Source organism: Vibrio sp. Isolate32, assembly GCF_022397955.1.
GTDB lineage: Bacteria > Pseudomonadota > Gammaproteobacteria > Enterobacterales > Vibrionaceae > Vibrio.
On the sequence record NZ_JAKEUQ010000024.1, the window covers coordinates 55,981 to 77,042 of the forward strand.

General features: G+C 41.9%; 21 protein-coding genes, 1 pseudogene and 1 riboswitch. Of the genes and pseudogenes, 16 read left to right on the forward strand and 6 right to left on the reverse strand.

All coding sequences use genetic code 11. The features are described 5' to 3' along the window. Window positions 1-892: 892 nt before the first annotated feature. The 11 genes and pseudogenes from L1D11_RS17095 to L1D11_RS17145 all read left to right on the forward strand — a co-directional run bounded on the left by L1D11_RS17095 (window position 893) and on the right by L1D11_RS17145 (window position 8,137). A complete protein-coding gene (locus L1D11_RS17095) occupies window positions 893-1,108 on the forward strand; it encodes a hypothetical protein (protein ID WP_239833647.1) in 216 nt (71 codons plus the stop codon). A 386-nt stretch (window positions 1,109-1,494) separates the two neighbouring features. Beyond that, the gene (locus tag L1D11_RS17100) at window positions 1,495-1,881 is read left to right on the forward strand and encodes an NUDIX hydrolase (RefSeq protein ID WP_239833646.1); all 387 of its coding nucleotides are present in this window, start codon (window positions 1,495-1,497) and stop codon (window positions 1,879-1,881) included. 124 nt (window positions 1,882-2,005) lie between these two features. After that, complete coding sequence (locus tag L1D11_RS17105; RefSeq protein ID WP_239833645.1) at window positions 2,006-2,653, forward strand: HAD family phosphatase; 648 nt, start codon at window positions 2,006-2,008, stop codon at window positions 2,651-2,653. A gap of 129 nt (window positions 2,654-2,782) precedes the next feature. Continuing rightward, entirely contained in the window at window positions 2,783-3,673 is an 891-nt protein-coding gene (locus tag L1D11_RS17110) for a hypothetical protein (protein ID WP_239833644.1), read from the forward strand. Window positions 3,674-3,729: 56 nt separating this feature from the next. Next, a complete protein-coding gene (locus tag L1D11_RS17115) occupies window positions 3,730-4,572 on the forward strand; it encodes an MBL fold metallo-hydrolase (protein WP_239833643.1) in 843 nt (280 codons plus the stop codon). 86 nt (window positions 4,573-4,658) lie between these two features. Next, on the forward strand, window positions 4,659-5,495 hold the full coding sequence (locus tag L1D11_RS17120) for a DUF3626 domain-containing protein (protein WP_239833642.1): 837 nt from the start codon (window positions 4,659-4,661) through the stop codon (window positions 5,493-5,495). A gap of 116 nt (window positions 5,496-5,611) precedes the next feature. Beyond that, window positions 5,612-6,019 (forward strand): GFA family protein, encoded by a 408-nt coding sequence (locus tag L1D11_RS17125; RefSeq protein ID WP_239833641.1) that lies wholly within the window; start codon window positions 5,612-5,614, stop codon window positions 6,017-6,019. A 139-nt stretch (window positions 6,020-6,158) separates the two neighbouring features. Further along, a complete protein-coding gene (locus L1D11_RS17130) occupies window positions 6,159-6,602 on the forward strand; it encodes a hypothetical protein (RefSeq protein ID WP_239833640.1) in 444 nt (147 codons plus the stop codon). Window positions 6,603-6,634: 32 nt separating this feature from the next. Next, window positions 6,635-7,153, forward strand: coding sequence for a GNAT family N-acetyltransferase (locus L1D11_RS17135; RefSeq protein ID WP_239833639.1), 519 nt, complete (start codon window positions 6,635-6,637; stop codon window positions 7,151-7,153). Between the two features lie 72 nt (window positions 7,154-7,225). Then, window positions 7,226-7,657: pseudogene (locus L1D11_RS17140) on the forward strand (GNAT family N-acetyltransferase); the annotation flags it as partial. Next, complete coding sequence (locus L1D11_RS17145; protein ID WP_239833648.1) at window positions 7,655-8,137, forward strand: tetratricopeptide repeat protein; 483 nt, start codon at window positions 7,655-7,657, stop codon at window positions 8,135-8,137. The pseudogene L1D11_RS17140 and the gene L1D11_RS17145, both read left to right, overlap by 3 nt. Window positions 8,138-8,233: 96 nt before the next feature. On the opposite strand, the gene L1D11_RS17150 is transcribed toward L1D11_RS17145, so the two are convergent. After that, window positions 8,234-9,262 (reverse strand): methionine synthase, encoded by a 1,029-nt coding sequence (locus tag L1D11_RS17150; protein WP_239833638.1) that lies wholly within the window; start codon window positions 9,260-9,262, stop codon window positions 8,234-8,236. A gap of 78 nt (window positions 9,263-9,340) precedes the next feature. Then, on the reverse strand, window positions 9,341-10,318 hold the full coding sequence (locus tag L1D11_RS17155) for a DUF1852 domain-containing protein (protein ID WP_239833637.1): 978 nt from the start codon (window positions 10,316-10,318) through the stop codon (window positions 9,341-9,343). Window positions 10,319-10,636: 318 nt separating this feature from the next. On the opposite strand from L1D11_RS17155, the gene L1D11_RS17160 reads away from it, so the two are divergent. Continuing rightward, window positions 10,637-11,446 (forward strand): sulfite exporter TauE/SafE family protein, encoded by an 810-nt coding sequence (locus tag L1D11_RS17160; protein WP_239833636.1) that lies wholly within the window; start codon window positions 10,637-10,639, stop codon window positions 11,444-11,446. Window positions 11,447-11,669: 223 nt separating this feature from the next. Beyond that, window positions 11,670-12,671, forward strand: a complete 1,002-nt coding sequence (locus L1D11_RS17165; protein ID WP_239833635.1) for a metal-dependent hydrolase — start codon at window positions 11,670-11,672, stop codon at window positions 12,669-12,671. A 122-nt stretch (window positions 12,672-12,793) separates the two neighbouring features. Here the strand turns inward: L1D11_RS17165 and L1D11_RS17170 are convergent, their stop codons facing one another. Beyond that, window positions 12,794-14,266 carry a carboxypeptidase M32 gene (locus tag L1D11_RS17170; RefSeq protein ID WP_239833634.1) on the reverse strand — a complete coding sequence of 491 codons (1,473 nt, stop codon included), beginning with the start codon at window positions 14,264-14,266 and terminating at the stop codon, window positions 12,794-12,796. A gap of 299 nt (window positions 14,267-14,565) precedes the next feature. Between L1D11_RS17170 and L1D11_RS17175 the strand changes: the two genes are divergently transcribed. Continuing rightward, window positions 14,566-15,201, forward strand: a complete 636-nt coding sequence (locus L1D11_RS17175; RefSeq protein ID WP_239833633.1) for a LysE family translocator — start codon at window positions 14,566-14,568, stop codon at window positions 15,199-15,201. 108 nt (window positions 15,202-15,309) lie between these two features. On the opposite strand, the gene L1D11_RS17180 is transcribed toward L1D11_RS17175, so the two are convergent. After that, window positions 15,310-16,680: a sodium:alanine symporter family protein gene (locus tag L1D11_RS17180; protein ID WP_239833632.1), complete on the reverse strand. Its 1,371-nt coding sequence runs from the start codon at window positions 16,678-16,680 to the stop codon at window positions 15,310-15,312. Window positions 16,681-16,809: 129 nt separating this feature from the next. Beyond that, a riboswitch (glycine riboswitch) is annotated at window positions 16,810-16,929 on the reverse strand. Window positions 16,930-17,458: 529 nt separating this feature from the next. On the opposite strand from L1D11_RS17180, the gene L1D11_RS17185 reads away from it, so the two are divergent. Together L1D11_RS17185 and L1D11_RS17190 are read left to right on the forward strand one after the other, a co-directional pair. Then, window positions 17,459-18,193, forward strand: coding sequence for a chromosome partitioning protein ParA (locus tag L1D11_RS17185; protein WP_239833631.1), 735 nt, complete (start codon window positions 17,459-17,461; stop codon window positions 18,191-18,193). A 304-nt stretch (window positions 18,194-18,497) separates the two neighbouring features. Further along, window positions 18,498-18,683, forward strand: coding sequence for a hypothetical protein (locus tag L1D11_RS17190; protein WP_239833630.1), 186 nt, complete (start codon window positions 18,498-18,500; stop codon window positions 18,681-18,683). 88 nt (window positions 18,684-18,771) lie between these two features. Here the strand turns inward: L1D11_RS17190 and L1D11_RS17195 are convergent, their stop codons facing one another. After that, a complete protein-coding gene (locus L1D11_RS17195) occupies window positions 18,772-20,313 on the reverse strand; it encodes an alanine/glycine:cation symporter family protein (RefSeq protein ID WP_239833629.1) in 1,542 nt (513 codons plus the stop codon). A gap of 512 nt (window positions 20,314-20,825) precedes the next feature. Next, window positions 20,826-21,062, reverse strand: a 237-nt coding sequence (locus tag L1D11_RS17200) for a transposase (protein ID WP_239832794.1), incomplete at its 5' end; no start/stop codon positions are given.

Genomic DNA, 21,062 nt, shown 5'->3' on the forward strand with positions numbered 1-21,062 from the left:
GATTGGAAGAGTATTTCGGCTTATGACAAGTTTATATTAGAGATTAAATTTTAGAGTATGTAATTCAAAGTTTACAAGAGCTATTATTAATGAAATTGTTTTTATACAATTCAGTTTTATTATTTGTCGTAAGGGTATGAAGGGATTGGAGTTATTTAAATCCGCTTTGTTTGAATTGATAGAATACGTTTATCTAAGCTAACTTCGATATTTTTCTGTTTTCATCTCAATTACAAAAGAGTAAATAAACGTTTTTTTTGAAGTGGAAACATTGTCTTTGTGATCAATAGTAGACTTGTTTTAACAATATCAGAAAGAGTAGTTGTCAAGTTTTCTTCATTTGATCCAATCAGAAAGGAAAAATCTACATTTTATTGCTCAGTGACAAGTTGAAAACGATAAGTGGTTGTTATAAAAGGAGCCAGTCGTTTAAGATAGTCGTCATAAGAAACTAGACAGAAAAACTCTGCATTTAAATAAAGAATATTTGTCTGATAGCTTTCAAATAAATGAGGAGCAACTGTAGAAGTTGTAAATATTGCAGAATATAGCGAAGAGATCGTCCTGCACTTTGGTGGGGAACGCAAAAAGATTAATGCCTACACGCATGCTACTTCTTTGGTATTTATTAGTGACGCAATCAAAGAAGCTAATGCAATCATTAACCTTGGCTATGAAGTAGAGATACTTGTGGAAGCTTTTGGTGAGGGTAGCTTTAGAGCGAAAGTTAAAACAGTTTACGGTGGTTTGAAAAATATTTTCACTGTGAACCGCGTTGAAGCTGTAGCTATTGGTATCGTTACATCCTTTATATTAACATACATTAGCAACAGGTTCTGATGTAAAGGTAATAGTAGATGACACCCAAGTAATAATTGAACAAGGCGATAAAATGAGCGTTGTGCCTAAAACAATCTATGATGCTCAAAAGGAAGTAGAAATATCTGAAAAATTTAGACAAAGTATCTCTAAAACTATACAGTCGGTTGATAAAGACAAGCACATAACAAGCTTTGGTTTTACGCGAAATATTGACGACAAATCACCTGATATTGAGATCTCTCGAAAGCAGTTTTCATTATTAACAACGCCTTTAGAAATAGAATAACCTCAGCGAGAAATTAATGAGGTGGCGGAACTTCAAATAAAAGGGCGATACTTGTACGTTCAAAAAGAAAATGGGAGTTCATCTGGCGAGGTATAAAAATATCGGCACCAGTATCCGACCAACAGTACTACGATGATTTTTTTGCACATAAGATAACTGTGGCGCGGGGCGGGTGACTCACTAGATGCAATATTAACAATCTCACAAGTTCGACATGAGGATACTGGTATCTACATAAACTCTAAATACGAAGTCAAAGCAGTACAACTTCACATACCAAGAGCAACTCAAATTGAGATAGACGCATAAATTTATTTAAGAATGCGTGTAAGAAAGATTCGCAACACTAAGTATTTTTTGCTTACGGAGTAACAAGGGAAACTCACATGAAAAACATAGCTATGGCGGTGGTTGTAAGAGATGGGAAAGTCCTCGTCCAAAAGCGCTTTAGACATGGTCAAGGTATGGTCTTTGAGTTCCCTGGAGGTTCAGTTGATCCCGGTGAGTCGGGGAGCCAAGCCGCAATTAGAGAGTTGTGGGAAGAAACAGGTCTTAAAGATTTACAACTGCTCGGAATTCATCAAGGTAAGAACGACTTCGGTGGTGAAATTCACTATGTAGTTTTGCCTGCGGATCACAATGATGAGCCTGAAATGGTCGACGCAGAAAGACAGCAAACTTTCTATTGGCTTGAGCCCTCAGCGATTCCTCTTGATGACTTTTATCGTGCAGATATCGAGTTTATAGAGAAGTATTTGAGTAGATATGCATAGTTCAAAGTTGGTTTGAATATTGAATTTACTGTGTAGTAGACATATTACTGCATGAGCTGTTATTTAAGTTCCTCTAGATGCTTTAAATGGGACTTTCACGTGTAGCGATTTTGTACAAGTTAACATGGAGAATAAATTGAAAGATTATGAAGTTTATCTGTTCGATATGGATGGAACATTAGTAAATTCAGAGCCCTTAAAGGGTAAAGCATTGGCACTAGCTTGTGCAGATTATGACGTTCAAGTGGACTACAACATATATAAAGATGTCATGGGGGAAAATTGGCAGGTAGTGACCGGGCACTTTTTCGATCATGTGGGGATTTCACCAGACCTAGCTGAATTTAACCGTTGTTTTCGAACCCACTACGAACGGGTGTTAGGTGAAGAGCTAGAGCTAAATATTGGCGCTAAATCGTATATTGAACATCTTAAAAAAGAAGGTAAGAGATGTGGTGTCGTAAGCTCGGCTGCGACATGGATGGTCGATAATATTTTAACTTCGTTACAACTGGACAATGTTTTTGATGTTGTAATCACTCAAGAGCAGGTAACTAAGCACAAGCCAGATCCTGAAGCGTATAACCTTGCAATCCAAAATCTAAACGTATCAGCTGAACATGTAGTCGTGTTTGAAGATTCAACTGCTGGTATTTGTGCTGGTAGATCTAGTGGTTGCGATGTTATTGCTGTTAAGCATGAGTTTAATACGAGAAATGACTTAAGTGGTGCACTAAAATCAATCCGTACTTACGATGAAGTGTTGGTGTAACAAAGTTATCTGTTGTGATTCTCAATACCTAACATTTTGAATCAAAGGTTGGGTTTATTGCTTTGAGTACAATTTTTAGACAGGAGCGTGTTATTCACCTCTATTCAGCATCAGCTTCAAGGAGGAAGCATGACAAGCGACCAACTATTAGAAAAGGCACTTTATAGCAGTGCCAGCATCCATCAACCTCATTCTTTAAAAGCTTATTTGTCTGCGAATTATCTGAATGGGTATTTGGCTAAATCAGGCAATGTATGGCTTAAAACGAGTGAGCTGATAAACCAAACTGAGATTGAAGTTTTAGGCGAGTATTCTGCAACGTTACAAGCACCCAAGTTCTCAGATTTTCGTATTCAAAGGATATTGGATAATGGGGTATACCCAGCGGCGTATACTGCTTTAATGCAGTGGCATGAGAATAAGGGCTTCCAAGATATATTCTCGTATTACGTTTCACAGGCTTCTAAAACAAGCGAATACCTTTCCCACAATGTGACTATCTTATTGGCACTGAATCGTGTGTACCGTGAGTTAGAGCCGTCTCAAGTTCCAGTATTCCTTAACCGCTTCACTGAATTTGTCACATCAACCAACTCTGATTGCGACCAAAACATTTATGCAGGTGAAGTCGTAGGTCTCGATAAGGTATTACAAGCGTGCTTAAAACAGTTTGGTTTCTTTGGGCACAACCTAATTACGCTTACATGGATATTGCGTTGCAAAGAAGAACTGTCGAAAGAGCAATATGACGCAATGCTTTTTAATCTATATCGACAGGCCAATAGCCCATTGGAAGATCCAGACGATGAGATTGACCAAACTATTTTGGAGCAGTGTCAAAGCTCAGATAATTCCGATGAGTTCTATGACAATGTCCACCGATTGGTTTTCGGGTATACGTCGAATCTACACCAAATAACGTTAGCGGATGCATTGTGTTTTCTTCACGAACAATTCCCTGCACATACTGCTGAGCTAAAATGTGTCGCAGAGTATCAATGTCGTTTGTTAGAACAGTAAATTTAATTAGGATATTGAAGCTAACATTATGCAATGTCAGCAATCTAGGAAAGGAAATGAAAAAGTTACTTATTGGCTTATTTTTACTGGTTTCGACCAGTGTAATAGCGTCTGAAAATGTTCCGGAAATGTCGATTAAAAACGGCTATGTGGAGCCTTTCCAAATGTTCGATAACGTATATTACGTTGGAGACCGGTGGGTTTCGTCTTATGCGGTAGAGACTACAAAGGGATTAGTTCTTATTGATACACTCGATTTCCCTTATTCGATGTGGATCCCCACCAATTTAGAAAAGCTTGGGTTACAAGATAAGGCCATCACGCACATTTTAGTGACTCACGGTCATTCTGATCATGCTGGTGGAGCGCAATATCTTCAATCTGAATATGACTCAAAAGTTGTGATGACGCAGAAGGGTTATGAATTAGCCATTGCTCAAGCCAATAAAAGCAGCGGTAAGAATACCTTTTTGCCTCCCCAAGTAGAGTTATTTGTGCAAGACAGTAGCAGCCTTAGCGTTGGTGAAGACGAGTTTAAGTTTTACCTTACACCCGGCCACACGGAAGGGGACTATTCAATAGATCTTATGGTGAAGGACAAGGGTATATCGTATCGCGCATTTGTTGTTGGCGGACACAGTATAAATGCACGAGATCCAAAGCTAGCGAAGCAGTTTTTCGAGAGCATGGACAGAGTCCGAGAGATCGCTTTGCAGCCACCAGTTGTGAGTGTAAATCTGTCTAACCATCCACATAAGAATCATCTATTTGCTAATCGTGAGAAACGAAATGTCGATGGTTCGAATAACCCGTTCATTAGCGAGAGCAATTTTTTCCGCTTCCTAGAACAGCAGGAAGCATTAGCGAAGGAAAAGCTTGACCAAGCTAAGGTAAGATGAGTTCTTTCTCAACAGATGTTTACCATAGTCAGATTGAACTTTTTGGCTGTAATTTAATGATTTAATTTTTGAACACAGGAGATTTAATGGCTGACAACGCAGTAGAGCAAGCAATCGAAAACATCCGATTGAAATCACAAGGCACGGATTGTTTAACGAGTTGCGCGGTGACGATCAACTTCCATCCCGATCGTTACACGTCTGACAATAAACCTTTGCTCGAAGCGATGGCTGAAGATGGTTGTTTGAAGTCTCAATTTGAAACAGGTACCAGTAACGGTGGTATGACGGCTTACCTAGGTGGTGACCGTTGGTTATGGGAAAAGCGAGTGTTTGACGGTGCGTATGATGATGCTCCGAATACGCTTAGGCCGAAATATGGTGCATTGAACTACCGAAATTACGAAACAGGTGCGTCACCTCGTTTTGGATCCTGTTACTTCCAACTGAAAGCGGAGATCTTGGAACGAACCACGTTCTGCTATCCCGACAGCTTCTTTGAGCCAGAGGATTTCGCCGTTTCTAGCCGTGTGCAGGCATTAGTTGATAAAGCATTGTCATCCGATGTTGACTTGCTTGATGATTATATTGAGGCGCATGTTCATGGGGTTATCTCTCTGAAAGACGATATTGAATGTCTTGTATTAGACCCAATTTACCGCTCGACGATTATTGAAGAACGCGCGGCGAAACTGGGCGTTCCGATAAAGTGGCACAATGGCTTCGAGCTAAGCATAGAAGAGATGAGTCGCTACCCAGATTATCGCGGCCAACAGTTCATCGATTTAGCTGAGAAGTTAGCAGAAGGCGGTAAGCTTAACCCGAAGATACTTGGGTTGGCGGTTACTGAACTTGGTTATGACCAACAAGACGTAAAGAAGGTCTGGCATTACTTGGCTCGGTTTGGTTATCAATCAGAATAGATCTCTAATAGCGTAAGTGGGCTCTTCTGAGATTTTAACCGCAACGCCCCGCATTTAGCGGAAACCCGCAATAGCCAGTGGGTTAACACACTATATGAAAGGGAAGGAGACTCAGGATGAGTGCAGTTTTTAAGGGTTCGTGTTTGTGTGGCAGTGTTCGTTTTTCTGTTGACGGGTTCAGCGAAAAAGCCGCCAACTGCCATTGTTCAATGTGCCGAAAATTCCATGGTGCCGCTTTCGGGACGTTAGTTGGTGTACAAGGCTTGAATTGGCTTTCTGGTAAAGATCGACTCAAAGAGTTTGTCGCATCAAACGGCACAACACGTACATTCTGCTCCAACTGTGGATCAAGCCTTGGCTTTAGAGTACGAGGTGAACCTCTTGAAAATATTGAGTTGGCGATATCAACGTTCGATGTCGATATTCCTGTCACAATTGATGCTCAGATTTATACAAAATACAAAGCGAACTGGTGTGAATTACAGACCGAGTTAAGCGTTTGTCCAGAAGGGCGTTCAACCTAAGGTGCAGAATCCGTTAGCCGGTTAAACATAGATTAAACCTCAATCTGTGTTATACATCAAAGTTGATATTATTTGGGCTAACTCATTAATTTTCATTATGTTAGGGTTCTTCTAGTTTTTATAAGAAGGCGACTAGATTATGAAAAAGGGATTTGTCATCGCTGTCTCAATTGGCTTTGTTGTCTTCTTCCTCGTTGGCCGCGAACTCCAATGGTTTGGGTCCAGCAATTCCGAGTCTTTTCCTAAACTGCCTGATAATCCGAGTTTTTTGCCATCTACTGATTTTGACGGTGAGTGGCTAGGTCGCCGAATTAACACCACTGGCAATAATATGTGTGAGCGAACAACCATCACTGGAATCATTCGTGAAGGTAAAGCCACTTTGAGGCTTACCTACAACGGAACAGCATTAGAGGGTTGGGTTTCTGAAAGCGGTGCATTACGGTTATATGCCAAACATCGCCAGTGGGATTACCGCTTTTCAGCAACTGGCATCGGCAAGCGATTTGATGGTCGTTGGCATTTAACCAATGGCCCGTGCCAAGGGAGTTGGTTTATAGAAAAGGTCGATGCTAAGTCTTAATCGTAAGTCAGTGAGAACCAAAAGGGTATAAAATGAAAATCAGAACTGCAGAGTTGTCCGATATAGCCGCTATTACTGGCATCTTCAATTTCTATATTGAGCACACTAACGCGCGCTTTGAAGAAGACAAGTTTACGTTGGAAAATCGACAGCAATGGTTCTCGCAATTCTCGAGTGATAGTAAATATCAACTTTATGTCGCAACCGAAAACGACTCGCTACTTGGTTTTGCATGTTCTCAACCGTATAGGGCAACATCAGCATTTGAAGATACAGCTGAAGTTACAATTTATTTAGCTGAAGATGCAAAAGGTAAAGGAATAGGCTCTAAGTTGTATTCTCAGCTCTTCGCATCAATCATTGATTTCGGTGTTCATCGAGTTCTTTCCGGTGTGGCATTACCCAATGAGGCATCGATCGCACTGCACAAGCATTTTGGTTTTCGAGAAGTTGGTGTGTTCAATGAATATGCAAAGAAAAATGGCAAATACATCAGTTCAATGTGGTTGGAAAAGGCTTTAGATACGGATATACCTCTTAAATCTTCCTAATGTCTTTGATTGAATACTTATAGCACTTTTGGATGCAGTATTAGGAAGCAATTTGAAAACAAAGGATACAATATGGACGTAAAATTGGTCAAAGGTTCAGACCCAAAATTCGCAGAGCTGATAACCAAAACGAATATGGCGTCTTACTACGATACGCGTGGAATCGTTTGGAGTCATGATCAGTTTTTACGCAGCTGGGATGAGCTAGATAACTATGAAGTCTATGTAGACGATATTCGTATTGGCGTTGTCCGCTTTAGTTACACCAGTGAGACAACCTTCCTTCGAGATTTACAGATATTAACCGAGTACCAAGGCAGGGGCTTTGGTTCTAGGTGCTTAGATTTAGTGATTGAACATGCGAACAGTCAGGCATCGACTCAGTTAGTGCTACGTGTGTTCAGTGAGAACCCCGCTATTAAGCTTTATCAATCAAAAGGTTTTACAAAAATTTCTGAAGTGAAAGGGCTTGTTGAAATGGAGCTGATTTTAGGAAGAACTATGGACACCATTATCAAACAAGCAATCGAATTGCGAAAAGAAGAGAAGTACCAAGAGTCTGGTGACTTGTTGGCAACGCTACTCACTGATGAAAATTATGCAGCCAAAGCACACCTACAGATAGCCTGGTCATACGATAATCAAGGCAAGGAACAGCAGGCGATTGAGCATTATGTTTTGTCTCTGCAAGGGAAGCTTTCTTCGGTAGAGCGCTTTGACGCATTGTTTGGCTTAGCATGCACTTACCGAAGCCTAGGGCAATATACTGAGGCTTTAAGCTATTTCGAACAGACGATAGCAGAGTATCCTGAATCCCTTGAAGTTCAGCCGTTTTACGCGATGTGTCTGTACAATTTAGGTCGACATAAAGAAGCGACATCTCTGTTAATTGATTTATTGGTTTCCACAACCAATAGTGATGCGATTAAAGAGTACCAACGGGCTATCTCTTTATACGCAAAAGACTTGGATAAAACTTGGTAAATGAGTTTCAATCGGCAATTTACCAATCCAATAAAAGCCTAAGTATCGAGTGACACTTAGGCTTGAAGGATTCGCTTTTATAGGTTTTGATCAGCGTTACACGGAAAGCTCTTTACGCACTATCTCTGCACCAGCGCTGAGTGCATTCAGCTTAGCAGAGGCAATGTCGCGAGGTAGGGGAGCCATGCCGCAGTTGGTGCAAGGGTAGAGCTTGTCTGCATCAACATACTTAAGTGTTTCTCTTAGCGTGCTAGCCACTTCTTCCGGTGTTTCAATAGAATCAGTTGCAACATCAATTGCGCCAACCATCACTTTCTTACCGCGAACCAACTCAAGCAGTTCAAGTGGTACGTGAGAGTTATGGCACTCTAACGAGATGATATCGATGTTTGATTGTTGAAGCTTAGGGAAGACTTCCTCATATTGACGCCACTCTGTGCCTAATGTCTTTTTCCAATCTGTGTTTGCTTTGATGCCGTAGCCATAGCAAATGTGTACTGCGGTTTCGCATTTAAGCCCTTCAATGGCTCTTTCCAAACAAGCGATACCCCAATCATTCACCTCATCGAAAAACACGTTGAAGGCAGGCTCATCGAACTGAATAATGTCTACACCGGCAGCTTCTAGTTCTTTTGCTTCTTCGTTTAGGATTTTGGCAAATTCCCACGCCAGCTTTTCACGGCTTTGGTAATGCGCGTCGTAAAGTGTATCTATCATAGTCATTGGCCCCGGAAGTGCCCACTTGATAGGTTGGTCAGTTTGCTGGCGCAGAAACTTCGCATCTTCAACAAATACCGGTTTCTGGCGTGAAACCGGGCCAACGACGGTTGGGACACTGGCATCGTAACGATCGCGGATTTTCACGGTTTCACGTTTTTCGAAGTCGACACCGTTAAGGTGTTCAATGAAAGTCGTTACAAAGTGTTGGCGTGTTTGCTCACCGTCGCTGACAATATCAATGCCTGCTTGTTGTTGTTCGTGAAGCGATACACGCAGAGCATCCTGTTTGCCATCCGTTAGTTCGTTGCCTTCCAGTTTCCATGGAGACCAAAGTGTTTCGGGTTGTGCTAGCCAAGATGGTTTAGGCAAGCTGCCTGCTGTTGAAGTCGGTAATAGTGTTTTCATAAATAATTCTGCCTGTCCGTAGGTTGCTAGAAGCGTTTAATCGCTGTCCAAATCGGTTTGAATCTCCCCAAAAGCGCGTTATAGCGCGTAATTGGCAGACCAGTTCTCTAGAACCGATTGGTATGGCTTTATGAAATGTTCTTCTGCGAACTTACCTTGTTCGATAGCCAACTTGCTGCGCTCTTCGCGGTCATACACAATTTGAGTCAGTGAGTGGTCCGAGTTTTTCAAGTTAGGTTGGTAGCGTTTTCCTGCAACAGCGTTTGCGTTGTAAATCTCAGGTCGGTAGATCTTTTGGAAAGTGCCCATAGTGCTTATGGTGCTGATCAACTCCAAGTTAGAGTAATCATTGAGTAAATCACCAAAGAAATAGAATGCTAATGGAGCAACGCTATTTGGTGGCATGAAATAACGAACTTCTAATCCCATCTTCTTGAAATATTGCTCAGTTAAAGAAGACTCATTCGGCTGATATTCAAAACCTAACACTGGGTGTTGATTCTCGGTACGGTGATAGATCTTATTATCCGATACGCTTAAACAAATAACAGGTGGTTTTTTGAAATTCTGTTTATAAGCTTGTGAGTTGACGAAATATTTAAAAAGTTTGCCATGTAATTCACCAAAGTCAGCTGGAATACTGAATTTATCTTGACCTTTATTATGATCCAAAAGTAAAACGCTGAAATCATAATCTCGGACATAAGAAGAGAAGTTATTACCAATGATCCCTTCAATACGCTCGTTAGTTTGGCGGTCAAGGATGTTGGTTTTAAGCACTTCAATCGAAGGGAATGCTTCACCGTTGCTTTCGATGTCCATGTCAACTGAAATGATTTCTAGTTCGACAGAGTAGCGGTCTCCGTTAGGGTTATCCCAATGAGCTAAGGCATTGAAGCTATTATCAATCATCTGTAAAGCGTTACGTAAGTTCGCTTGGCGGCTTTCACCGCGAGCCAAGTTAGCAAAGTTTGTTGTGATACGCGTACTGTCTGCGGGTGTGTAGTTTTCGTCGAGGTTGATGCTCTTAATCGTAAAATTAAATTCGTTATTCATACTGTTCTGACTTCCCAATTCGTTGTCTGACTTACTCTCGGTCTTTTATATCAGTGCGTTATTTTCGCTTGTAACCGTATTAAGAGTGTTGGCTATTTCGTTTAAAAATTTGTATTAAGTTATTCGCTTAGTATTTTTATACTTGGACAGAGCTGTGATTAATAATGGTATTACCTCACAATCAACATGAGGAATATTCATGATCTATCTGTTTGAAAATTAAAGCTGGTGTCAGTTATATTGATTATCTTTATGGAAATATAACCACAATTATACTGGGTTATTTAAGATGGTTTATTCAATTAAAAGAGGGATGAAATGAGTGATTTGCTGTTGTTGATTTTTTACTGCGCGTTATTAGGCAGTGGTGTTGGTTTTCTTGCCGGGTTGTTAGGTATTGGTGGGGGGCTGATCATTGTGCCTGTGCTAAGCAGCATTTTACTGTATTTAGATGTTTTACCATCTGACCAAGTGGTTGTTGCTGCAATTGCGACTTCATTGGCCTCTATTCTATTTACTTCAACCTCTTCTGCACTTGCTCACCACAAGAATAGAAATGTGCCCTGGAATATTGCGCCTTGGATTATGTTGGGTGTTGCTCTGGGTGCCTTGATTAGTGGCTTTCTGGCGGCTTTGTTGCCGGAAAAAGTCGTTCGTATTGTGTTTGCAGTCAGTGTGGTACTTATCGCAGTTAAGATGTTCTTAAGCAGTAAAAGTGATGCGCCCAAAGAGCGAAAGCTACCGAATAAAGGTGTATTAACGGTTCTGACAACCATTACTGGTGGTTTGTCTGCCATGATCGGTATTGGGGGAGGTGCGCTATTAGTGCCGCTGCTAACCTTCTTTTCAGTTGATATGAAAAAGGCGATTGGTTGTGCATCTGCTTGTGGCATTGTCATCGCGCTATTCGGCTCTATCGGTTACATCACCTCGGGCAGCAGCCACTTTGCTCTAACTGATGGCTTTGCAGGTTTTGTTTATTTACCAGCGTTATTGGGTATCGTGTGTACGTCTTGGTTCACGGCTCCTTTAGGTGCAAAAGCGACAAACCATTTACCCGTTCCAACGATTAAGAAGATCTTCTCTGTATTGTTGGTGATTATCGCGATTAGCATGGTCACTCGTTAGTGTCAGACAGTTCATGGCCTTAACCCGTTTGCAAAGTTGAACACTTGATGAGTTTATGTAAACGAACAAAGAGCAGCCATCAGGCTGCTTTTTTTGTTTGCTAATCTACATTTATACGATTATGTGTATGAGTATATTGATAAAATCTTGTTGTTTAACCTGATTAACTGCTATAGCTAAATGTACTTATTCAGATCAAGGGAATGCTAAAGGTGGGGGATTTATGGATCCGTTAACACAGGGCGTGCTAGGCGCTTCTTTGTCACAATCGGCGAGTAAAAAGCAACATTTGGTGGTCGCGGGGGCTTTAGGTTTGCTCTCTGGAATGGCGCCAGATTTGGATGCGCTTATTCGCTCAGAGAGTGATCCATTGTTGGCGTTGGAGTTTCATCGACAGTTTACCCATTCGCTCCTGTTTATCCCCATTGGCAGTTTGATTTGTGCTCTGGTTTTGTATCCTCTTTTCGCAAAGAGGTGCGGGCTCTCTTTTAAAAAAAGCTGGTTATACTGTGCATTGGGCTATGGCACGCATGCTTTACTCGATTCTTGTACTACGTATGGCACTCAACTGTTCTGGCCCTTCACCAACGAACGTTATGCTTGGAATACCATTTCGATTATCGATCCTGTCTATACACTTCCCATCTTAATATTGCTTGTGTTTGCAACATGGAAGCGAACCCCTTGGTTGGCTCGTATTGCGTTTCTATGGGCTTTGATTTATCCAACGTTAGGCATGATTCAAAGGGATAGAGCAGAAGCTATAGGATGGCAATTAGCGCAAGAAAGGCAGCATATCCCTATTCGACTCGATGCTAAGCCAAGCTTTGCGAATATTTTGGTTTGGAAAGTCGTGTATGAAACAGAAAGCCATTATTACGTGGATGCGGTGCGAGTAGGTACATCCGTCAAGACATACCCCGGAGAGTCGATCGCTAAACTCAATGTTCATAGGGATTTCCCATGGCTTGACCCTAATTCACAGCAAGCAAAAGACATTGAGCGTTTCCGCTGGTTTTCGAATGGTTTTATCTCACAGGACCCAAATGATGCGCTTCGGGTTATTGATGTTCGATACTCGATCGTACCTAACCAACTAAAAGCCTTGTGGAGCATTAAATTATCGCAGTCTGCAGACGCTGAAGAACACGTTTTGTATGAGACGCACAGAGATAATACGCCAGCGTCGAGGGAGATCTTTTTTGATATGTTGAAAGGTGAGTAATGTCGGTAAAGCGTTGAATTTAAAAAATTTTATCGATCAACTTTACTATGAAAAAAGGCTGATTCAGTAAACTGATCAGCCTTTTCATTTATTGTTCTATACAGCCTTTGTTGATTGGTTAATTAAAGGTAGCGATTTCTCAAATGATCTTTGAAGTATTGCGCATTCAAGGTTTCACCTGTTGCACCTTTTACTAAATCATCGGTGGTGAGTAGGCTGCCTTTGCTCCAAATATTCGACTCTAACCAAGTGAAGATAGGTGATAGGTCACCGCTTTCAATAACTGAGTTCACATCAACCGTTTTCTTCATTGATGCCATGAACTGAGCCGCGTACATCGCGCCTAGTGTGTAAGATGGAAAATAGCCGAATGCGCCGTCAGTCCAGTGGATGTCTTGCATACAGCCATTAGTGAAGTTGCCTTGAGTGCTTAAACCAAGGTAAGACTGCATCTTAGTATTCCAAAGTTCAGGAACATCAGTGTGCTTGATTTTGCCGTTAATCAGGTCACGTTCAATCTCATAACGTAAGATAACGTGCGCAGGGTAGGTCAGTTCATCGGCGTCAACACGGATGAAGTCTTTCTTCACGCGAGTATAGATCTTCTGGAAGTTATCTTTCTCAAATTCTGAGCCAGAGAATTGTTGTCCCGCTAGGTTAGCCAAGTGTCCGATGAACGGGTCGCTACGGCCAACTTGCATCTCAAAGAACAGCGATTGAGATTCATGAATACCCATAGAGCGAGCTTGACCAGCAGGTTGGCCTGCTAGATGTTTTGGTAAGCCTTGTTCATAACGAGCATGTCCTGTTTCGTGTACGATGCCCATTAAGCTCTGTACGAATTCGGCTTCATCGTAGCGAGTTGTGATACGGACGTCCGAAGGCACACCACCACAGAATGGATGAACACTTTCATCTAATCGGCCGTGATTGAAGTCAAATTGAAGCAGCTTCATGACTTCTAAGCCTAGTGCTTTTTGCTTTTCAGCAGCGTAAAAGCCTTTAGGAGCATTAAATTGCTCGCTCGATTGCTTCTCGATCACTTCGTCAATCAGGCCCGGGAGCCAAGTTTTCACATCTGCAAATAAGGTGTCCAGTGAAGCTGAGCTAGTTCCCGGTTCATAGATATCCAGCATCGCATCATAAGGTGTTAAGTTAGCGGCATCTGCGCGGATTTGCGCTTCTTCACGCGATAGCTCAACCACTTCACGCCAGTTCTTTTCAAAACCAACCCAGTCGTTGTTACCACGTTGGCTACGCCATGCATGTTCACATTTCGAACCTGCTAGCGACTTGGCTTCAACCAGTTTCTTAGGAAGTAGGTTAGCTTGCTTCCATTGACGTTTGATTTCACGAAGCGATGATTGTTGTTCATTATTCAGGTCTTCGTTTTCAGCGTCAGAGATCCAATCGGCCAGCTGTGGCTGAGTCATTAGTCCATGAATATGAACAGAAAGCTCGGCCATCGCTTCGCTACGCGCTTGGTTACCACCTGCAGGCATCATTGATGCTTGGTCCCAACCACAAATTGAAGCTAGATGTTGAAAACGTGAACATTTTTGAGAGTGTTCGACTAGTTTTTTGAATGCGCTCATTTGACTACTCTTGATTTGGTTTCTTTAAATGATCCTTAGGACCGCGTCAGCGTTAAGGTTCATCTCTCATGTACTTTGATTATGGCTCTGCTTGTTAATAACGCTGTGCTTCGTAGTCGAAGATATAGCGAAAAAAAGCATGAGGTGGCACGATGCCTTGAATTTACTATTTCTTAACAAACTAAACTGTTCTATTGTGCACAAAATCAGTGAGTTGTATAGCTGGTGGCAATTGTTGCTTGCGAATTGTTCAGATACACGGTATTGATGATAGATCGCTGAACAAGAATGACAATGATATGGATATTTTAAACTTTGAGGCATTTTTAATTGCTATCACTATTTTAACGCTAACGCCGGGTTTAGATACGGCATTGGTGATTCGCAACACAAGCCGCTCTGGCCTATCTGACGGTGTGATGACGAGCTTTGGTATTTGTAGTGGTTTGTATGTACATGCGTTTTTTTCTGCTGTGGGTATTTCTGCAATCCTCGCTCAGTCCGCTGAACTTTTTCAAGCCGTGAAAATGGTGGGTGCGGTTTACCTGATTTGGCTTGGCTTAAGCAGTTTACGAGCTTTGAGGAAAAATGGTGGCGGTTTGAAGGTCGGTGAACAAGCTCATCAAGCGTGTAGTGCGAAACGCTCTTTGCGTGAAGGTTTCTTATCTAACGTGCTCAACCCGAAAACAGCGGTTTTCTATTTGGCTTTTCTGCCTCAATTTGTAAACCCTGAAGGCTCGCCTTTATTGCAATCTATGTTGATGGCTTCGGTACACTTTATGATTGCGATGGTGTGGCAATGCGGTTTGGCAGGGGCACTTAACTCGGCTAAAAATTTGCTTAAGAATGCGAGCTTTATGAAGTGGATGGAAGGCGTGACGGGCATGGTGCTAGTGGTGCTAGGGGGGAAGCTTCTGATGGAAGAGCCTAGCTAAGTAATAATAACCTAGTATATTGGAATCTAAATCATTGACACATAGCCATTGGTTTTACAATAAAACGCCCGCACATCATTGCGGGCGTTTTTGATCGCTCAATTCTTGTTATGCTTTAACTGCTTCGCAATCCTTTGAGGAAGTTAACGGTTTGAAGAATAGCTTTGTTTCTTCGATAACAACATGACGTAGCAAGATAAGACCGATTAGGTTTGGAATAGCCATCAGGCCGTTCACGATATCAGCCATTATCCAGATCATGTCGAGCTTCAAGAATGCACCAGAAGCCACTAATGCAATGAAGATGATCTTGTAAGGCAATACTGCTTTGGTACCCAGCAAGAACACTACACAACGTTCACCGTAGTAGTTCCAGCCTAGAATCGTAGTAAACGCAAAGAAGATTAGGCCAACTGAAACCAGCATAGGGCCAAGCGTGTCTGCATTCAAACCAATAGCAAATGCATGAGTGGTCATAGCCGCGCCAGACAGGTCGGTTTGCCAAGCACCCGTTAAGATAAGTGCTAAACCTGTCATCGTACAAATGATGATGGTGTCGAAGAAAGTACCTGTCATAGAGACAAGGCCTTGTTTCACGCATGAATCTGTTTTTGCAGCAGCCGCAGCCATTGGTGCGCTACCTAGGCCAGATTCGTTCGAGAACACACCACGAGCGATGCCTGATTGGATAGCAAGCATGATGCTCGCGCCAAAGAAACCACCAGTTGCTGCTGTGTTGGTAAACGCAGAAGTAGCAACAAGGGTAATGGCATTCAGTAGTTGATCTGCATTTGACACCAGAACGCTTAAACACGCGACGACGTACATCACCGCCATGGTCGGAACTACTTTTCCTGCTACTTTAGCGATAGATTGAATACCACCAAGGGTTACCACTGCGACCAATATCGTTAGAACAACAGCAGACATCTCACGCGAAGCGCCAAATGAAATTTCAGTCGCATCTAAGATAGCGTTAACTTGTGGGAAGGTACCAATACCGAAGCAGGCAACACCGAGTGCGAATACAGCGAACATTACCGCTAAGATTCGTGAGCCCACACCGTATTGAAGGTAGTACATAGGGCCGCCAACCATTTCGCCATTGCTATCGGTTCTGCGGTATTTAACGGCAAGTAGACATTCTGCGTATTTGGTCGCCATACCAAATACAGCGGCAAGCCACATCCAAAATAGGGCACCAGGGCCACCAATCTTGATTGCGGTCGCTACACCAACGATGTTACCAGTACCAATGGTCGCTGAAAGCGCGGTACACAAAGCGGCAAAACTTGATACGTCACCCGTACCGGATTTGTCTTTGCTGAATACCATTTTTAGTGCGGTTGGGAGGTGTCTAAACTGGAGTAAGCCTAAGCGAAAAGTAAAGTAGATACCTGTACCCACTAGCAGAATAAGCAGTGGTGGTCCCCAAACGAATTGGTTGATGGTTTGTAGTGTAGCTTGTAGGTGGTTCATAGATTCCCCTTAATAAATCAAAAATTTAAGGAGAAGAGGGAAGGCAGTGCAGATCGCAGGGATCGGTAGCACCACTTAATACATACGGATTTCTAGATAGAATTCTTTTGTTAATTAAGGCTTATTGCTTTCCACTCCTCTGTCCTTTTGCCTGAGAGTTTCACTTAGCGAATCACTTTTAGATAAATGATGGGCACTAAGCTTGCTCCTTCGGCGACCGATTGAACGGTTCTCTCCAGAGGTTCCTCCAACGACAGTCCTCACTTTTCTGGATTTCTCCAGCATAAAGCACCTGAAAGATTTACTTCTTCGGCGGGTCAATCTAACTAAATGTTAGTATTTAGTTAAAAACCACTCTCCTGCAGTCTTCATTGGAACAATTACCTAAATAGTTAGGTAATCTGTAGGCGTATCCTAGATCATATAAATTTTGATGTCAGCTACAAAATATCTTTTTGAACAAATGTTGTTCGACTAAATGATCAAACAACGCGACTCTGACGTAACTTGCTTATTTAAATGGTATAAAATAGAGAAACAAGGAGGAGTTATGACTCGACTAATAGCGATTGTTTTTTTATTGGCGTTGGCATTTGTACTGTTTCGTTATAGGACAAACGAAAAAGTACAAAAATGGGTGGTGATAGTTATCGTTAGTAGCTTCCTTTTGTATACTGCCAGCCTAATGATTTCGGAATTAACTCGTTAGCACTGTTTGATATAACTCAATTACTAAGTGACCGTGTAACGTTTAACATATTTTTGGGAGTACCCGCTAGTGAACCTGCAACCTGGACAAAGCGAACAAGATGAAGTGGTTGTTATTGAAGAACGCGATAAGCGCAGTCAGCTTTATATCGGTATCGCAGCCGTTATTGGTTTGGCTCTTGGTGGCTTAATAGGTTCTACAGTGACAGCTTCCAAGTGGGAATCCACTTATCAGGTACTCGAAGCTCGTTATCAAGAATTGAGTGAAAGCAAAACACAGTTGGTGTCTTCTGTTGAAGCTAAAGTGGCGGAAGTTGATACAGAAATTGATGCTAAGGTTGAAGCGGCTTTGGCCGAGCAAGCAGAAGCGCATCAAAAAGAACTTCAAGATCTTGCTAAGCAATCTGCCGTGTTAGAGAAAGCAAATTACTCACTAGAGCAGCAGTTAAACGAGCAGAAACAGACATTAAATAAAACAGAGCAAGATAACCAGAAGCTAAACCGTCAGGCCGATATGCAGTCGACTTTGTTTGAGCGTTCTCGCGAGCTTTTCCGAAAAGAATTACAGATTTCTCAAGAACTAGAAAAGCTTGAGAAAGAAAGAGATACCATTGAGCAGAAACTAGGATCATTGAAGAAAGCGTGTGATGTTTTCTTAGATGGTACGTCTTGGGACGTGAAGTCTGACGCTTGTGAGAAGCAAGATAACGCGAACTCTCGTCTCAGCGATATCAGACAAATGATTGAAGTTCACACCATGGACCTTGAGCAGATCAAATCGCTAACTGAAGAGATGGGTTTGTAGGTTAAACGTTACGTCATCACTCTTTAGTCTTTAGTTTAAACACCCACATGATGCAAATGGTGTGGGTGTTTTTTGTTTGTGCTAAGTGGTGAGAAGAATGTGTCTCTCTATTAAGAATGCTTGCATCGCTCTCTCCGCCATTTGTGATTGGTGCTATATAGTTAACACATTTATGTAACTAGTGGAGTATTTGGTGACTTTGCTCACATATTTACAGACGTTGTAAGCCTCATAGTGGTGCAGTTATAGCATGTCTGACTGTTATTGTTCTTTGATTAGCCATTTCAATGGGAAGGGATCGAGCATGGATGAATATCAGTGTGAGAATTGCACCGTAGCTTATTGCTTTGATGACTGTAACTCGCAATTAGCGCAACGCGAAATGATTGAAGTAGAAGAGGCGGGTGAGCGTATAAAAGTATGCCAAGTTTCTGAGCTGCGTGAACAGGAAAACTTAGGTACAAAAAATCCCTACAAGCAAAGCTGGTAGGGATTTTTATTAAGCTATTGTCCTGTTCTCGCTTTCTCAAGCAAAGGGTATTACCAAAGTTTTTAGAACAGTGTTAATTAGCGAGTGATTACTTTTCGTAGGTTTTGATCTCACCTGATTTCACACGAGCAACGAATGATTGCAGTTCTTTCTTAACAACAGGCATCAAGAAGTAAAGACCTAGGATGTTAAAGATAGACATTGCAAAGATAGCTGCATCAGAGAAGTCGATTACCGCGCCAAATTGAATCGTGGCACCAATAACAACAAACACACAGAACATTACTTTAAAAATCAGTTCCGTTGTTTTGCCTTCACCAAATAGGTAAGTCCAAGCCTTAAGACCGTAGTATGACCAAGAGATCATGGTAGAAAACGCAAACATGATTACCGCGAGAGCGAGTGTGTATTTGAACACTTCTGCCGTTTCAGTAAACGATGCAGCAGTAAGCGTTACGCCCGTTAAACCAGAACCATCGAATGGACCCACGTTTAAGCCAGCTATAGTGATAACCAATGCTGTCATTGTACAAATGATTACCGTATCAACGAATGGTTCTAATAGTGATACTAGACCTTCGGTGATTGGCTCTTTTGTTTTAACCGCTGAGTGAGCGATAGCCGCTGAACCAACACCTGCTTCGTTCGAGAACGTTGCACGTTTCAAGCCTTGAATTAATGCGCCAATGAATCCACCAACGACACCTTCACCAGTAAATGCACCTGTAAAGATCGCGCTAAACGCAGGACCAACTTGATCGAGGTTAGAACCGATAACGATCACAGCCATACCGATGTACAGAGCCGCCATCCAAGGAACAACTTTTTCCGTTACTGATGCAATAGAAGGCATACCACCAACAATCACAGAGAAAACCAAAGCCGCTAGTACAAGACCCGTGATCACACCGTATTCACTTGGTACATCAAAAGCATAAGTTAACATGGCGTGTGCTTGGTTAGCCTGGAACATGTTACCGCCACCTAATGCTCCTAAAATACACATTAATGCGAAACCAATAGCGAGCACTTTTCCTAATCCGCCTAAACCTCTTTCACCGAGACCTTGGCTGAGATAGTACATTGGACCACCCGAAACAACACCCGACGGTAAGATAGTTCGGTATTTCACACCTAAAGTACACTCACAGAATTTTGAAGCCATACCAAGAAGGCCACACAAAATCATCCAGAATGTCGCACCTGGGCCACCAATCGCTAGAGCTGCACCTACACCTGCAATGTTACCTAGGCCTACTGTTCCTGATAGAGCCGTTGTTAGCGCTTGAAAGTGAGAAACCTCACCATCTTCTTTCGATTTAGGGTCGGTGTAGTTACCTTTAATGATATCGATAGCCATACCGACACGTTTAAATTGAACGAAACCAAAATAAACCGTGAAGACCATAGCTGCGAGTAATAGCCAGCCTACAATGATAGGGAAATTAGCTTCACCTACCGGTACACTTTTAAATATTAATCCAACGAACCATCCTGTGTATTCGTTGAAAAATCCATCAACACTTTGACTCAAATTGCTAATAGCTTGATTAAATGATCCTTCTTCTGCAAATGCACTGGAACTAAACAATAATATAAACCCAAAAAATAATTCTCTTATGTTTGTCATGGTTTTCCCTGTCTTTTTATTAAATTATGTTTGTTTCTGTTGTGTTTGTTTGATATTTCAATAGCTTACTTATCCCTTCGGTAGCGACAAAATGCTCTGTAGCCAAGTCGAAATGCGAAATAAATATAACTATTAATCACGTTTTATATGGATATCCTTTCGGCACGTGCACCATTAAGACTATGATATTCGGATTATCACGTCCTATTGATAACCCTATACATAAAACGAATGGCGTCAAAGGGATTTTCACAATAAATTTACAATTATTCGTGTTTTGTCGTCTTTTGGGAATAAGTCGATGATTTTTGAGTTGGAAAAAGCATATAAAAGAGCAAGACTCACAGTATGAATGGTCTCATGTAGGCTACGTAACTATGTTTGAAACGGCTTTTGATAAACCTGAGTTGTGATGTTGCTATCTCAGTAGATTAAATCAGGGAAGGTGGGTTGGCGGTGACTGGTCGTAAGAACTTAGGGCAGTTTTAAGTCTGAGGGTAATAAAAAAAGGTTCATCGCGGCTTTCCGGGGAAAGCCGCTTTTATCTTCAAGAAGAAGTAGTCTGTATCTCGATACCCATATCCCATTCGCTTGATTAGTTTTATCTTGTTGTTTATCCCTTCCAATGTGCATGTGTTAAGCGGATAACTTGCCGATGCGATAATGCCGTGAAGATAAGGACTCAGTTTTCGTGCGAACTCTTGCAATGGCTTAATTCCACTCTCCTGTACTTGTGCCCACCACACCTC

Bases quoted from the DNA above. Each gene is read 5' to 3' on its own strand.
- L1D11_RS17095 (WP_239833647.1), top strand. From the start codon at position 893: ATGAGCGTTGTGCCTAAAACAATCTATGATGCTCAAAAGGAAGTAGAA.
- L1D11_RS17100 (WP_239833646.1), top strand. From the start codon at position 1,495: ATGAAAAACATAGCTATGGCGGTGGTTGTAAGAGATGGGAAAGTCCTC.
- L1D11_RS17105 (WP_239833645.1), top strand. From the start codon at position 2,006: ATGGAGAATAAATTGAAAGATTATGAAGTTTATCTGTTCGATATGGAT.
- L1D11_RS17110 (WP_239833644.1), top strand. From the start codon at position 2,783: ATGACAAGCGACCAACTATTAGAAAAGGCACTTTATAGCAGTGCCAGC.
- L1D11_RS17115 (WP_239833643.1), top strand. From the start codon at position 3,730: ATGAAAAAGTTACTTATTGGCTTATTTTTACTGGTTTCGACCAGTGTA.
- L1D11_RS17120 (WP_239833642.1), top strand. From the start codon at position 4,659: ATGGCTGACAACGCAGTAGAGCAAGCAATCGAAAACATCCGATTGAAA.
- L1D11_RS17125 (WP_239833641.1), top strand. From the start codon at position 5,612: ATGAGTGCAGTTTTTAAGGGTTCGTGTTTGTGTGGCAGTGTTCGTTTT.
- L1D11_RS17130 (WP_239833640.1), top strand. From the start codon at position 6,159: ATGAAAAAGGGATTTGTCATCGCTGTCTCAATTGGCTTTGTTGTCTTC.
- L1D11_RS17135 (WP_239833639.1), top strand. From the start codon at position 6,635: ATGAAAATCAGAACTGCAGAGTTGTCCGATATAGCCGCTATTACTGGC.
- L1D11_RS17145 (WP_239833648.1), top strand. From the start codon at position 7,655: ATGGACACCATTATCAAACAAGCAATCGAATTGCGAAAAGAAGAGAAG.
- L1D11_RS17150 (WP_239833638.1), bottom strand. From the start codon at position 9,262: ATGAAAACACTATTACCGACTTCAACAGCAGGCAGCTTGCCTAAACCA.
- L1D11_RS17155 (WP_239833637.1), bottom strand. From the start codon at position 10,318: ATGAATAACGAATTTAATTTTACGATTAAGAGCATCAACCTCGACGAA.
- L1D11_RS17160 (WP_239833636.1), top strand. From the start codon at position 10,637: ATGAGTGATTTGCTGTTGTTGATTTTTTACTGCGCGTTATTAGGCAGT.
- L1D11_RS17165 (WP_239833635.1), top strand. From the start codon at position 11,670: ATGGATCCGTTAACACAGGGCGTGCTAGGCGCTTCTTTGTCACAATCG.
- L1D11_RS17170 (WP_239833634.1), bottom strand. From the start codon at position 14,266: ATGAGCGCATTCAAAAAACTAGTCGAACACTCTCAAAAATGTTCACGT.
- L1D11_RS17175 (WP_239833633.1), top strand. From the start codon at position 14,566: ATGGATATTTTAAACTTTGAGGCATTTTTAATTGCTATCACTATTTTA.
- L1D11_RS17180 (WP_239833632.1), bottom strand. From the start codon at position 16,680: ATGAACCACCTACAAGCTACACTACAAACCATCAACCAATTCGTTTGG.
- L1D11_RS17190 (WP_239833630.1), top strand. From the start codon at position 18,498: ATGGATGAATATCAGTGTGAGAATTGCACCGTAGCTTATTGCTTTGAT.
- L1D11_RS17195 (WP_239833629.1), bottom strand. From the start codon at position 20,313: ATGACAAACATAAGAGAATTATTTTTTGGGTTTATATTATTGTTTAGT.